The sequence below is a fragment of the Clostridium sp. 001 genome, assembly GCF_019056555.1.
Lineage (GTDB): Bacteria > Bacillota > Clostridia > Clostridiales > Clostridiaceae > Clostridium_B > Clostridium_B ragsdalei.
Window position 1 is genome coordinate 2858834 of record NZ_CP020473.1, and the last position, 14895, is coordinate 2873728.

Below are 14895 nucleotides of genomic sequence, written 5' to 3' on the forward strand. Positions count from 1 at the left end.
ATAGTATGGATGAAATTGCAGGAACTGGATGTGACATATTAGTTCCTTTTAATGAAAGAAAGCCCTTAAAAGAGATAGAGCATAGTATTACAAAAAGATATAGAAAGCATATATGGTCTAAATTTGTAAGGGCAATAAGTGAGTTTAAACTGGTAGAAGAAGGAGATAAAGTTGCGGTAGCAGTGTCTGGTGGAAAAGACAGCTTGACTATGGCCAAATTGTTTCAAGAACTTCAAAAACACTGGAAAGTAAACTTTGAATTGGAGTTTATTGCTATGGACCCGGGATATCATGAAGATATAAAAAATCTTTTAGTCAGTAATTGTGAATATTTAAATATTCCAGTGCACATTTTTGAGTCCGGCATATTTAATGTAGTAGACAATATTGCAAAAGATTATCCTTGTTATATGTGTGCAAAAATGCGTAGAGGTGCACTGTATTCTAAAGCAAAAGAACTTGGCTGCAATAAGCTTGCACTTGGGCATCACTTTAATGACGTTATAGAAACAACTCTTTTAAATATATTTTATTCGGGAAGCTTTAAAACCATGATGCCAAAGCTAAGATCTCAAAATTATGAAGGAATAGAACTTATAAGACCTCTTTATTATGTAGAAGAATCTTACATTGAGCGTTTCATACAATCAAGTGGCATATGGCCTCTCAATTGTGCTTGTATGGTTGCAGCAAAGAGAATAGGAAACAAGCGTTATGAAATTAAGGATATGATAAAGAAGTTGAAAAAGGATTTTAATAAGGATATAGATAAATTAATTTTCCATGCCACTGAAAATGTAAATATAGATTCTATATTAGGCTGGGAAAAAGATGGAGAAAAACATTCATTTATAGAATCTTATGAAAGAAATAGTTGATAATTAATTGAGAATTAAAAAAGTTTAAAGTCCAAATATCAAATAAAGATAATTTTTTTAATTAATAGTTAAGAATGAAGAATTAATAGTTAATGTGGATTTTTTCCGTTACGCTACAAAAAATCTTTAATTAAATTTTTGAAAGCTCGGTTTGCTAAAGCAAAACATTGCTAAGCACTGACTTATATAAATTTAAAGATTTTTTGCGGCAGCTAAAAAATCATCCTTCACTATTAATTTTTCATTATTAATTCTTAACTTGCAAAGCTTTGCTTCGCATTATTTCTAAACTGCGAAAGTACAGTTATATATAATAAAATGTCGATTATTGAAGGGTGTGTCATATGCTGAAAATATGGGGAAAGTTAGTTAAGCACAATAAAATAATAAAAGATGAAGTAGTTGTATCAGAGGACGGAGAAAATTATCAGGAAGATTTAAAAAGTTGTATTCTGGAATTGTGCAGAAAATTTGACATAGAAAAGCCTTACTGGCTTCCTGCTAACTTGGAAGAATATAATAGGAGAAGTAAGACGTCTTTTAATTCTGATAATTTTATAGATGAAGTTGAATTTGATAAATTTGAAATAGAAGAAATTGATGATGAAAAATAAAGAGATCCTATGAAAGGAACTCTTTATTTTTTACACTAAAAATTGCCAGTTATGAATTGTGTATTGAAGAAGCTAGTCAAAAATGGTCACAAATTTTACAGAATATATGTCTGCCAGCTCTCTTGTACTTGTCTCTTCATTTCTTATTATTATATAGCTAATTCCCACACTATCCAATATTCCAGTACGATCTTGGAGTGTTCCTGTACCCAAAAGGAAAGTTACTCTTACTCTTTTACCTATTTGGGTTTTTAAGTAACCTTGAGTGTAATTTGTGTCTTGTTGTACTGGAGAACCTGGAGCCATTTCAAAAGGATTAGGGGATGGCATTGGTGGATGAGATGGTATTGGCGTTTGGCGTATTTCATCACTGGAGTCAAATTCAGGCATTTCTGGTTCAGGTTCAGGAGTCATGGGCATAGTTCTAAAGTAATTGGGATAATTTGAAATCATTAAGATACCTCCATATTTATTAATAATCAAGTTTTAGCATATAGTTCTGTTGGATTATAAAAGCAGTGATTTGCTACTTTCACTTGAAAACTTCCTGTGCCAGTGTAAGGGAAAGTCCACGGACATGGGGCAAAGGGATTGAAGTACCAGAGAGAGTAGCCTATAGTAAATAATCTGTTACCTGCAAGTGCCCAGTCTGCTATGTCATAGTGTATTTGTTCAGGTACCATTGACCAGATATTTTGAGGATTGGGAACGCCCCCTATTTCAGTACGCATACAGTCAAATTGCCCTTTTTGATAAAGCACTTTTCTAAGGTCACCTTGACCTAGTCTCTGATATTCTCCATAGGGTACTCTAACTCTATTCATAATGGTAGTTGCCACTGCCTTCATACCATTTTCCCCTTCACCGCCTGCTTCACATTTTATAATTCTGGCCAGCAGTTCCCTATATGAAAATGCCATGATTTCACCTCGTATATTTTGCTTACAATACTAGTGTATTTAAAAAGGCACTAAAAAGTTACAACCAGTATTTAGGAATAGTAATATATTTGTTAAAAAATTTTATATTGTCTATAAAAAAAACTGCTATTGTTATATAATTAGTTTATATGTGTTAATAATTAATTTATATATGTTAATAATTAATTGAAGGAGAGGTAAACTAATGTTGAAAAAGAGAAGGTTTTTAAGCCCTATATTGACTGCCCTTGTACTGTCAGTTACTTTAGGCGCTGCAAATGTACAAGCTGCTGCAGTAAAAAGAACAGATGGTGGGGCTGGAGGAAGAATAGGCACAGCTAATCAAGTAGCTTTAGATTTGTTTAGTAAATCTCAAAATGTAATATTGGTAAATGGATACGGATATGCAGATGCAGTAAGTGCTACGCCTTTGGCAAAGCAGCTTAATGCCCCAATACTTTTAACTCATGGAGATAATTTAGAATCTGAAGTTGCTTCAACTATAAGTAGTTTGGGAGCAACAAAGGTATATATAGTTGGAGGTACAGGAGTTGTATCTACAGATATAGAGAATACTTTAAAAGATAAATATGACGTAGAACGTATAGCTGGTGTTACAGATAACACTAGAATGGGAACTAATGCAGAAGTTGCCAAAAAAGTTCTTAGTATGAGCAATCAAAAAAATGCAATACTCGTAAATGGACAAGATGGGTATGCGGATTCACTTTCAGTAGCTTCAATTGCAGCTCAAAAAGGATATCCTGTACTATTTGCATCTAAAACTCAAGTAGCACCTGTAGTTAAAGATGTAATAACTTCCAAAGGATTAACTATACAAGCAGTAGGAGGAAGTGGAGTTTTACCACAAGCTGTAGTAGCTTCCGTAGGTGGAAATAAAGTTACAAGTGATACAGATTGTGCCAATAGATTTGCTACAAACTTGGCAGTTTTAAATTATTTTAAAAACAACAATAGTTTAGATTTCAGTACCATATATGTAGCAGCAGGTGGAGCAGCACAAGATCAATTTGCAGATGCACTTGTAGCGTCTGCGGCAGCAGCAAAAACTGGTTCACCAGTTGTTTTAACAGGTTTAGGAGCAGGACAGGCGCAGGTAATAGATGCCAATAGTTATATATTTGCAAATGCTAAGGATAACTCAAATGTAGTAATAGTTGGTGGAACAGATGTTGTTTCCCAGGACATACAAAATACCCTTCAAAGCACCGATGATTTGCAAATCATAGGAATAGAGTAAAAAAGAGCCTTTGGGCTCTTTTTTTAAATTAAGAATTAATAATTTAACTTTGGCTTAATATAAAAACATTACGACATAACTTTTTCAAGAGGACAATACTCCTTCACTGTCCTCTGTCAATTGTCATCTGTCCTCTCAAAAAAAGTTGAGTCTATTAATAATCATATCTTTAATATAGTCATTTTCTCATAAACATAGTCATTTGTATAGTAAATGACTATGTTTATTTATATTTGAACTTTAAACTTTTTACAAGCTTTGCTTCAATAAGGAAGTTGTGAACTATGAATTGAAAAAAAGGATTTTTATAGATTGTGTAGAATAATATATAAGTGCTAGAAGTATAATTAAACGAGATTATTAATTTCCAGACATATAATAGGAATATATTTCCCATATAACCGTAAATTACTACGGCATAAAGTATGGAAAAACTAGAAATGATGTTGTATAATTGAATCATATCTTATTAATAGTAATTTATAAATCCTTTATCATAAGGTGTAAACCGTAGAAATTATGGATTTATTATGATATAATAGAGGATGAATTTGTTACTATTGTTATATAAGTATTAAAATTTTATGAAAAATCACGTAAGATTGCACAAAATTAGTAGAATGTGTAGTTTATATGTGGTATAATAAGGTCTGTTTCATAAATGTTGACCAAGCAGTATAAGTGTAAAGGAATGGGATTGTAAAAGAATACATACATAATTGTAAAAATTACTTAAATAGCACTTAACACTTGGAAATACATTTTAAGAAAGTATATATTTAAAATATATATATATATATAAAGAATTTTAATTAAAATTCACTTAATCGAGGAGGGTATTACAATATGAGTAAGAAAAGTACAAAGGCACTTGCAAGTGCTACACTTATGTCCTTGGTATTAACTACAGCTTTATCAGCAGGTCCTGTTAAAGCAGCACAGGGACAAGTAACAAGAGTAAGTGGTCAAACAAGATATGCAACAGCTGCAAAGGTTGCAACAACAAACTGGACAACTTCAGATGATGTTGTATTAGTATCAGGTGAAGGATATGCAGATGCAGTAAGTGCTTCAGCATTAGCTAAAAAATTAAATGCACCTATACTTTTAACTACAGGAAATACACTTAGTTCAGATGCAGAAAATGCATTGACTACATTAAAACCAAAGAATGTATATGTTATTGGAGGAAATGCTTCAATTTCACAGAGCATAAGAGATGGCCTTAAATCCAAATATACTTTAAAAGAGTTAGGTGGATCAAACAGATATTTAACTAATGTAGCAGTAGCTAAAGAATTAGTTAGTTTAGGAGTTAGTGCTAGCGATGTTATGGTAGTTGGCGGACAAGGATTTGCAGATGCACTTTCTGTAGCACCAGTAGCAGCAGCAAAGGGACAAATATTATTATTAGCAAATAATGATAAAAGTGCGTCTCAAGCAGCAATTGATTTTGTAAAAGACAATAAGTCAAATGCTACAATTGTTGGAACTACAAATGTTATAAGTGATACAATAAAGGATGCTTTTGGAACAACTGCTAAGAGAGTAGATGGTGGATCAAGTAGATTTGATACTAACTTAAAGGTATTAAATGCATTCAAGAGTGACTTAAAAGCTGACAAGTTATATGTAGCAAATGCAAGCGCAGCTACACCAGACAACCTTTATGCAGATGCATTAGTTGCTTCCGCATTAGCTGGAAAATATACTGCACCATTAGTATTAGTTGATAAAGATGGTACAGATGCAACTAATAGTGCTGTAGCTTATATTAAGGGCGAAAATGCAAAGGATATAGAAGTAATAGGAGGAACAGGCGTTGTTCCTGATTCAATAATTAGTGAAATTTCAGGACAAACAACAAACCCTACTGATTATGACGTTAATTCAATTAGTGCTAATGGATTGAGACAAATCAAAGTTGTATTTAATAACGAAGTTGATTCTGATACAGCAGAAGATGTAAATAATTATAAGGTGGATGGATCTTCACTTACACAAAATGTGGATAATGCAACATTACAAGATGATAATAAGACTGTTTTATTAACTCTTGCAACTAAGAGAAATCAAGGAGATAATGTAGAAGTAAAAGTTAAAAAAGGAGTATTATCAGCAGATAAATCAACTACTGTTCCTGAATTCACTCAGACTGTATCATTTAATGATACTACTGCACCTACATTAGATTCAGTAGAAGCTAGAGGAAACAAAAAATTAACTGTTAAATTTTCTGAACCAGTTAATTTAGGTGCAACTATTAGTTCTGCAGCAAGTAAATTTAAGATAAATGATCAGAGTTTAAGTAGTTTTGGATTAGACACTAATACTTCAGAAGTAAAGAATTCTGTTAAGGTTAATGGCAATTTGTGGTCAAACGAAGTTGATTTTTATTTTAATTCAGCACTTAAAACTGGAAATAATACTTTAAAAGTTGATACTGGAGATTCATCAACATTAGAAGATGCAGCAGGATTCCCTATCCAAGAAACTACACAAGATTTTAATATTGATACACTAACTACTAAACCACAAATAACAGGTATAACAGCTAATGATGATGGAAAAGTTTATATAAATTTTGATAGAGCAATGGATCCTAAGACAACTGTAGGAGATGTAACTAATCCAGCTAATGCTAGTATATTGAATAATTATCAAATAAACGATGGAAAAGTTAATATAAGCAAAGCAGAACTTAAAAAGGATGATACTCAGATTAAACTTTCAGTATCAGGACTTAATAAAGGTTCAAATAAATTATATGTTAAAGATAATGTAAAAGATGCTTATGGAAATAAAGTAGATGATGATACTTATAAATCATTCGATTTATCAGAGGATGATACTAAACCAGCAGTAACTTCTGTAACTACACTTAGTGATACTACAATTCGTGTTAGATTCAATAAAAATGTAGATGCTACTTATGCTAAAAATATTAGCAATTACAAGTTACAGGATAATGGTGGAAGTGATATAACTAATAGATTAACAACACCTATAATAGCAGGTGATACATCATCAAATTCAGCAGATGTTTTTGATATTAAATTAGGTAAAGACTTAAGTGGAAATCAATATAAATTCTCTGATTCCAAATATACAATAACAATCAAAAATATAATAGATACTGCTTCAACACCAAATAAGATGGATGACTATACTACTACATTTGATGGTTCTAGTGATGTCTCACCAGAAGCTTTAAAGGCATATGCAATTAAAGATACATCCGATGCTAATAATTATAGAAAAGTAGTTGTTACATTTAACAAGGAAATGGATGCAAGTACGCTTACAGATAAATCAAGTTATAAATTCCAAAATGCTAGTGGAGATACAAAAACATTACCAAGTGATGTAGATTTAACTCCTGGATCTGATAATAAGAGTGTAACTATAAAATTCCCAGATGCTTATGGTACTAAATTAGCTGGTAAGAGTGATGATAATACTGTTAGTAAAATAGCTGTAATTGGGGTTAAGGATACTAATGGAACTGCATTAGATGTTTCTTCAACATTAGAAGTAGAGAATCCTCCAGCAACTGGAACAACAGTAGATGATACTTCATTTAAAGTATATTATGAAGATAATTCAGATGACCTTAAAGTTAGTCTTAAATTTAATACTGCAATAGATAATTTTGATGCTTCAGATTTCTTATTAGCAGGTCAAGCTCCATCTAGTGGTTATAAGGATGGAGACAGAGTAATACTTCAATTTAATGATGGATCAGATGCTTTAAAAGCAGTTAAAGCAAAAGGAGTAGATGCTCAACTTACAACTGTTCCTGATAAAACACTTGCAACAACTGATATAACTGGTGCAACTATAAAATCAATAACTGCTGCAGATAAAATAATACCTTATTATTATGATGCAGCTCCAAAGACAATTGCAGATGATACTACTAATGGTTGGGCAGCAGGAATAGTCGGCAATACTGATGCTACAAAAGGAACTGTTGATAAATTAAAAATAGGTACTACAGATCAAGCATATGTTGATATTACATTTGATACTCCAATAGATCCGAATAGTGGAGTTACAACAGATGCATTTACTTTCTCAGTAGGTGGAGGAAATATTAAAGCAGATAATATAGCTATTTCAGGAAATACTGTTAGATTCTTATTTAATACTAAAGATGAAGATGGCAATGATGTTAAATTTAACAATAATCCTGTAGCATCCTATTTCGACACTGTTGGTACAGATAAGATTGGTGTAATAGCTCAGCCTTCTGTATCTATTAGAACATTAAAGGATCAAAATGATGAACATGCAAGTTATGTTCCATCAAGTGATGATATTAAACTTAGAACAATTACAGTTGGAACAATAGGAGCAGTTAAAGGCAACTAAGTGATATATAAGTAAAAGAGGACGGTCATTATGACTGTTCTCTTTACTGAATATAAATGAACGGATGAAATTGTACTGACATATCTTAAAATATCTTTAAGTCATAAAAATAGTCAGGTCCTACTCTGGCTGAAAAATTTAATAGGCAAATCAATAATAGAGGGTATCCTTTGAGGATATTCTCTTTTTTTTAGTTAATGTGTCACCAAGTGGGATATAAATGTTCCAATATGGTGACAGGCACCTAATGGGATGAAAAATACCCCAGTGACAGACGTCTTGTTTAAAAAGCAATTGTTTAATAGGATTTTATAAATTGCTGTGTCCAATAACAAGTTCCATTGGAGCTTTTAGCAAGGCCAACCCTTATTTGATTCAAACTTGGATTTAAAATATTGACACTATGTCATGGAGAGTTTATTCAGGAATTCATTACCTCCTGGGTAGTCCTTTGTCCCATGGCAATATTTTTATCGGCAGCAGTAAATTTTATGCCGAAGTTTTGTATTATGGTAAAAGGTGAAGCGTAGGTAGGAGATGTGTGATCAAAGTATCATTTCTTGTTTATGTCTTGAAATTTATATATGGCCACTCTTGATAGTTCCCAATTTGCCCTAAATGGTTGGTCTTGCACTTATCCTTGGTTGATTTACTAACGGTATAATTTGATTTTGCATTGCTTTTACATCTATATTTGGAATAAATATCTTTTGCCACGGTATTATCATTGCAGGATTTGTAATCTCCAGATTAACAGCTATGAGTTCATTTATTCCCACTTTAATGTTTGTTCCACATTTCATGAAAAAGTATTATATGGATAAAAACATAATAATATGATAAACTTTAACTAAAACTAAGTAAAAAATATCTGGAGTATATGTTGATTTTTGATTAGAACTCCATTAGATTTATATTAGAAAAAAGGTGTTATAATGACGTTACTTAAATTTGAAAATGTAACATATGTTAAAGATAATAATACTATACTAAAAGATATATCAGTAGATGTAGAAAAAGGGGATTTTATTTCTATCGTAGGACCTTCTGGCAGCGGAAAGAGTAGCAAGCTCGACCTTTTAGGTCTCGCAAAGACCCCAGGGGTGTAAAATTTTCCATCAACAAGCTGTAATAGATAACTGAAATAGAGAAGAGTATGTATTGAAGTGAGAAATAATCACTTTTTAGTACATACTCTTTTTAATTTTATATGAAAGTTCATTATGTAAAATTGATTATTATTTGTAGTAAAATTGACTTAATGTGTGTAAAATTATTGTAATTGGCAATAGTTTTAAATAAATAACAAAGAGGAGGTTTTATATTGTCAACACCAAAAGTTCCTTGGTTTCCCGGAGCTAGCTGTCATATAACTGCAAGAGGAAATCATAGAAATGATATATTTAAGGATGAAGAAGATTTTGAATATTACTTAACATTAATTGAAGAAGCATTAAAATATTTTGAGTATGATAAATATGAAATAATTTGCTATTGTTTAATGGATAACCATGTGCATATACTGGTCAAAACTAAAGATAAAGCACCAGGACAATTTATAGGTAGAGTGAATGCCATGTATGCAAAGTATTTTAATAAAAAATATAATTATATAGGACACTTATTTCAAGATAGATATCATCCAGAATTTATAAAATCAGATGAACAAATGCTTGAAGCTAGTAGATACATTCATCTCAATCCAATAAGAGCAAATATGGTTGAAAAACCTGAGGATTATCAGTGGAGTAGCTATAGCATGTACATAGGAAAAAAGAAAGAAAAACTAATAACAACAAAAGAAGTGCTTTCATATTTTAAAAAAAGGAATGAAAGAGAGCTATATAAAAAGTTTGTGGAAAGTGCTATAAAGACCAAAATTGTTTTGTAGCAAATTCTAGAAGATTATAAAAAAGGAGATGAAATCTTTGGCTTCAGTAGTAAATAGCTTTGCTATCAGTGGAATAGATGCATATGTGGTTAAAATAGAAACGGATACTATTTACGGTCAGCCATCTGTTTCTATTGTAGGACTTGGAGATACTGCAATAAAGGAAGCAAGAGAAAGACTTGAAGCATCTATTGTTCATTCAAAATATGAATTTCCAAAAATGAAAATAGTAATAAATCTTTCGCCCTGTGATATGAAAAAAAGAGGATCACATTTTGATTTGGGTATGGCAGTAGGCCTTCTTATACAGTCAAAGCAAATAAGTGCAAATGATTTATCTTCCTTTGGATTTATAGGGGAATTATCCTTAAATGCTGATCTAAGACCTTGCAGTGGAGTATTACCTATGGTTATTGAAGCAAAAAAGAAAGGTATAAATAATATAATAGTTCCTAGAGAAAATTTAAGGGAAGCATCTCTTGTTAATGATATAAATATATTTGGATTTGAAACTTTAAAAGAAGTAGTAGATTTTCTTGAGGAAACTTCTAATTATAGTAATGTAGAAGATTTTAAAGATAAACAGGTGATAAGACGAAGTTTTCTTGTAGATTTTCAGGATGTACAAGGTCAGAATGAAGCTATAGAATTCACAATGGTAGCAGCAGCTGGTGGACATAATATACTACTTTCTGGTTCTCCGGGATGTGGTAAGTCAATGATTGCAAAGAGAATCCCAACAATACTTCCAGATATGACGGAGCAGGAAGCATTAGAAGTAACTAAAATATACAGTGTAGCAGGTTTATTAAAAAATAAAGGAAGGCTTATTACAGAAAGACCTTTTAGAGCACCTCATCATAATGCATCAACTAATTCACTTATAGGCGGGGGCAATAATGCACTTCCAGGAGAAATATCTCTTGCACATAATGGGGTACTTTTCTTAGATGAAATAGCTGAATTTAATAAAAGAACGTTAGATGCTTTAAGGCAACCTTTAGAAGACAATAAGGTAACTATTTCTAGAGTTAAATTCACAAATACCTATCCAGCTAATTTTATGCTAGCAGCTGCAATGAATCCTTGTCCTTGTGGATATTATGGAGAGGATAGATGCCATTGTACTGATTATGAAGTTTTAAAATATAGGCAAAAAATTTCAGGACCTATATTAGATAGAATAGACATACAAAAGAATATACAGCCAGTTGAATTTATGAAACTTTCAAGTTATGAAAGAGGAATATCTTCTGAAGAAATAAGAAAAAGAGTTGAAAAAACAAGAAAAATACAAATCAATAGATTTCAAAACATAGAAGGAGTAAATTGCAACGCTCAGATGACACCATTTATGATTAGAGAATTTTGTGAATTGGATAAAGAAAGTACCAGTTTGCTAGAAAAAGCTTACGATAGATTTAGATATAGTGCACGAAGTTTTCATAAGTTTTTAAAAGTAGCTAGAACCTTTGCAGATATGGATGAATCAGAAAATATATTAAAGAAGCATGTAGCAAAAGCACTTATGTGTAGAGAATTAGATAAAGAACAAGCAAACATGATAGTAGTATAAGGGAGAAGTTGAATGGACATTTATTTGATATGGCTAAGTGAAATACGGAATATTGGAAATATAATAGCAAAGAAGCTTTTAAAAGAATTTAAAACTCCTAAAAACATATTTGATGCTGATAAAGAAGAGTTAATGAATATAGATGGTATAGGAGAAAAAGTAGCTGAGATAATATTGAATTCTAAGAATGAAACCATAAATAAAGCAGAGGCTATATTGAAAAAATGTGAAAAAACTAATATAAAGGTACTAACTATAAATGATCTTCTATATCCTTCAGAAGTTAAAAATATTAAAGATTCTCCTATACTTTTATATTATTTAGGTACAATCACTAAAGATTGTATGGGAGTAGGAATAGTAGGTTCTAGAAGATGTACTAGTTATGGTAAAAAAATAGCTAAAGAAGCAGCAGAGTTTTTAGCAGAGAACAATATTTCTGTCATAAGTGGTATGGCAAAAGGAATAGATGGTTATTCTCATACAGCATGTATAAATGCAGGAGGATATACTATTGCTTTTTTAGGTAGTGGTGTTGATTTAGTTTATCCTAAAGAACATATAAAACTTATGGAGAAAATTATCGAAAATGGTGCAGTAATTTCAGAATATCCACCAGGAACAAAGCCATATTCGAAGAATTTTCCTAAAAGGAATAGATTAATTTCAGCTTTTAGTAATAAGCTTTTAGTGGTAGAAGCTGGTGAAGAGAGTGGCTCTCTTATAACAGCACAATTTGCTAAAAAATATAATAGAGAAGTTGTTGCAGTACCTAATAATATTTTTTCAAAAGAAAGCAGAGGATGTAATAAATTGATATTGAATGGAGCAACTTTGTATATATCCCAGCAACAATTACTAGACTCATATTCCAATATTACAAGTAAAAATAAGTATTGTATAAGTAATGTAGTTAAAAACGATTTAAAAGTAGACCATATAGAAAAAGTAATTTTAAATGCTATAAATAAAGAACCTAAAACAATAGAGCAACTACAAGTTATTGTAAATGATGATAAAGTAGATGTTTTAGAAAAGCTGTCTTTAATGGAGTTGGATGGAAAAATTAAAATTTTTCGCGGTAAATTTTATTTCACAAAGACATTAGGGGGCTGACCTATGGACAGTGAAAACAAGCTTGGAAAAACTTTCCTCGCAAAGGAATTAAATACCTTGGAGAATGTGTGAATGCAAGAAATAGAGGGGAGTAAGGGAAGTACAACCTTCCTTTTCCTATTGTATGACTGGATTGCAGCACCTTTAGGCGTGTTTCCTTTCAATAATTATGAACGGATGAATTATATTACCATATCTTAAAATATCTTTAAAGCATAAAAATAGCTAAGTCTTACTCTGGTTGAAAAATTTAATAGTCAAATCAATAATAGAGGGTATCCTTTGAGGATATTCTCTTTTTTTAGTTAATGTGTCACCAAGTGGGATATAAATGTTCCAATATGGTGACAGGCACCTAATGGGATGGAAAATGCCCCCGATTTGCCCTAAATGGCTGATCCTGCACTTATCCTTGCTTCATTTAAAAGTTTTACAATTTCATTTTCCATTGTTTTTATATCTATATTTGGAATAAATATCTTTTGCCCCGGATTATCATTGAAGTATTTGTAATGTCTAGTTTAACAGCTATGAGTTCAGTTATTCCCACTTCAATGTTTGTTCCACATTTCATGAAAAAGTATTATATGGATAAAAACATAATAATATGATAAACTTTAACTAAAACTAAGAAAAAAATATCTGGGGTATACGTTGATTTTTGATTAGAACTCCATTAGATTTATATTAGAAAAAAGGTGTTATAATGACGTTACTTAAATTTGAAAATGTAACATATGTTAAAGATGATAAGACTATACTAAAGAATATATCGGTAGATGTAGAAAAAGGGGATTTTATTTCTATCGTAGGATCTTCTGGCAGCGGAAAGAGTACATTTTTGAAGTTGTGTTCCTATCTCATAAGTCCTACTGAAGGAGGCATATTTTATAAAAATAGAAGCTATGAGGAATATGATCCAATAAAATGGAGACAATGGATAGCGTATTGTTTTCAAACCCCCTATCTTTTTGGGGATACTGTTATGGATAATCTAAAATTTCCCTATTCAATAAGAAGTTCTAAATTTGATTTGAGCAGGGCGGAACAGCTTTTTACAGATTTTAAACTTAGCGAAGATTATTTAAAAAGGGAAGTAAGAGATCTTTCTGGTGGAGAAAAACAAAGAATAGCACTTATAAGGACATTGTTATTTAAACCAGATATACTTTTATTGGACGAGGTTACATCAGCACTGGATGTAGACAATACCTTGATTGTTGAAGGTGTGATTGAATCTTTAAACGAAAATGGTATTACGATTTTGTGGGTAACTCATAATCCTAAGCAGAGTAAAAAGTATGCAAATAAAGTATTGACTATAGAAAATGGCAGAGCAAAGTCTTTGGAGGTGTTAAAATGAATGGCGGAGTAAATATGGATATTTATTCACTTTTAATGTCTTCAGTACTTGTACTTATTTCTCTTTTATTTTCATATTCTCAGAAGTTGAAGCTTGAAAAAGAAACAATAATTGGTGTAATAAGGGCTGTAATTCAACTTAGTGTAGTAGGATATTTGTTAAATTACATATTTGGTTTAAAAAATCCTTTATTTACCTCATTTTTGTTGATATTTATGATTTTTAACGCTTCCTATAATTCTGCAAAGAGAAGCAAAAAATTTAAAAATGGCTTGTGGATATCGTTTATATCCATATCAATAGGGACTGTTATTACATTATCCATTCTTTTGTTTTCAAAGGCTATTAAATATGAACCCTATCAAATAATACCTGTAGGTGGAATGATAATAAGTAATGCAATGGTAGCTCTAGGTTTATGTTTCAATCAAATGAACTCGAATTTTAAAAACAAAAGAGAAGAAGTGGAGACAAAACTATCTCTTGGAGCAGATATTTTACCATCCTCCATGGAAATAATAAGAAGTTCTATTAAGACAGGAATGCTTCCCACAATAGATTCTATGAAAACTCTTGGAATTGTGTCCTTGCCAGGCATGATGACGGGACTTATTTTGGCGGGAACTTCACCGGTTAACGCTGTTAGGTATCAAATAATGGTTACATTTATGCTGCTCTCTACTACATCTATAGCGTCTTTTATAGCTTGTTACTTGTATTATACTGCTTTTTTTAATGAAAAAAAGCAGCTAATCTAAAAGGTGTCTGTCACTGAGTGGGATATAAATGTTCCAATACGGTGACAGGCACCTAATGGGATGAAAAATGCCCTAAGTGACAGGCACCTTGTTTAAAACACAGTAATTTGGTTATAATCACAGAAAAATAATTTATCTGTGAGG

13 protein-coding genes are annotated in these 14895 nt (G+C 31.5%); 10 read left to right on the plus strand and 3 right to left on the minus strand.

The genetic code is table 11. The annotated features are described in order from the left end of the window. Positions 1-5: 5 nt before the first annotated feature. Complete coding sequence (locus tag B5S50_RS13370) at positions 6-878, plus strand: ATP-binding protein (RefSeq protein ID WP_065079836.1); 873 nt, start codon at positions 6-8, stop codon at positions 876-878. 344 nt (positions 879-1222) lie between these two features. Further along, the gene (locus B5S50_RS13375; RefSeq protein ID WP_023162690.1) at positions 1223-1492 is read left to right on the plus strand and encodes a hypothetical protein; all 270 of its coding nucleotides are present in this window, start codon (positions 1223-1225) and stop codon (positions 1490-1492) included. Positions 1493-1564: 72 nt separating this feature from the next. Here the strand turns inward: B5S50_RS13375 and B5S50_RS13380 are convergent, their stop codons facing one another. Continuing rightward, positions 1565-1945, minus strand: a complete 381-nt coding sequence (locus B5S50_RS13380; protein WP_023162691.1) for a hypothetical protein — start codon at positions 1943-1945, stop codon at positions 1565-1567. A 26-nt stretch (positions 1946-1971) separates the two neighbouring features. After that, complete coding sequence (locus tag B5S50_RS13385; RefSeq protein ID WP_023162692.1) at positions 1972-2412, minus strand: cell wall hydrolase; 441 nt, start codon at positions 2410-2412, stop codon at positions 1972-1974. 205 nt (positions 2413-2617) lie between these two features. On the opposite strand from B5S50_RS13385, the gene B5S50_RS13390 reads away from it, so the two are divergent. Beyond that, a complete protein-coding gene (locus B5S50_RS13390; RefSeq protein WP_217302063.1) occupies positions 2618-3673 on the plus strand; it encodes a cell wall-binding repeat-containing protein in 1056 nt (351 codons plus the stop codon). A gap of 846 nt (positions 3674-4519) precedes the next feature. Beyond that, positions 4520-8047 carry a cell wall-binding repeat-containing protein gene (locus B5S50_RS13395; RefSeq protein WP_217302064.1) on the plus strand — a complete coding sequence of 1176 codons (3528 nt, stop codon included), beginning with the start codon at positions 4520-4522 and terminating at the stop codon, positions 8045-8047. 614 nt (positions 8048-8661) lie between these two features. Here the strand turns inward: B5S50_RS13395 and B5S50_RS13400 are convergent. Next, positions 8662-8850: a hypothetical protein gene (locus B5S50_RS13400; RefSeq protein ID WP_217302065.1), complete on the minus strand. Its 189-nt coding sequence runs from the start codon at positions 8848-8850 to the stop codon at positions 8662-8664. Between the two features lie 132 nt (positions 8851-8982). On the opposite strand from B5S50_RS13400, the gene B5S50_RS13405 reads away from it, so the two are divergent. From B5S50_RS13405 to fetB, 6 genes are all read left to right on the plus strand, one after another. Beyond that, a complete protein-coding gene (locus B5S50_RS13405) occupies positions 8983-9156 on the plus strand; it encodes an ATP-binding cassette domain-containing protein (RefSeq protein ID WP_217302066.1) in 174 nt (57 codons plus the stop codon). Between the two features lie 215 nt (positions 9157-9371). After that, a complete protein-coding gene (locus tag B5S50_RS13410) occupies positions 9372-9938 on the plus strand; it encodes a transposase (RefSeq protein WP_217302067.1) in 567 nt (188 codons plus the stop codon). Positions 9939-9966: 28 nt separating this feature from the next. After that, positions 9967-11514, plus strand: a complete 1548-nt coding sequence (locus B5S50_RS13415; RefSeq protein ID WP_368041483.1) for a YifB family Mg chelatase-like AAA ATPase — start codon at positions 9967-9969, stop codon at positions 11512-11514. Between the two features lie 12 nt (positions 11515-11526). After that, positions 11527-12630 carry a DNA-processing protein DprA gene (gene dprA, locus B5S50_RS13420; protein ID WP_217302069.1) on the plus strand — a complete coding sequence of 368 codons (1104 nt, stop codon included), beginning with the start codon at positions 11527-11529 and terminating at the stop codon, positions 12628-12630. 706 nt (positions 12631-13336) lie between these two features. After that, the gene (locus tag B5S50_RS13425; protein WP_217302070.1) at positions 13337-13993 is read left to right on the plus strand and encodes an ATP-binding cassette domain-containing protein; all 657 of its coding nucleotides are present in this window, start codon (positions 13337-13339) and stop codon (positions 13991-13993) included. Beyond that, complete coding sequence (gene fetB, locus B5S50_RS13430) at positions 13990-14751, plus strand: iron export ABC transporter permease subunit FetB (RefSeq protein ID WP_023162698.1); 762 nt, start codon at positions 13990-13992, stop codon at positions 14749-14751. The genes B5S50_RS13425 and fetB overlap by 4 nt, the downstream gene beginning before the upstream one ends. Positions 14752-14895: the final 144 nt, after the last annotated feature.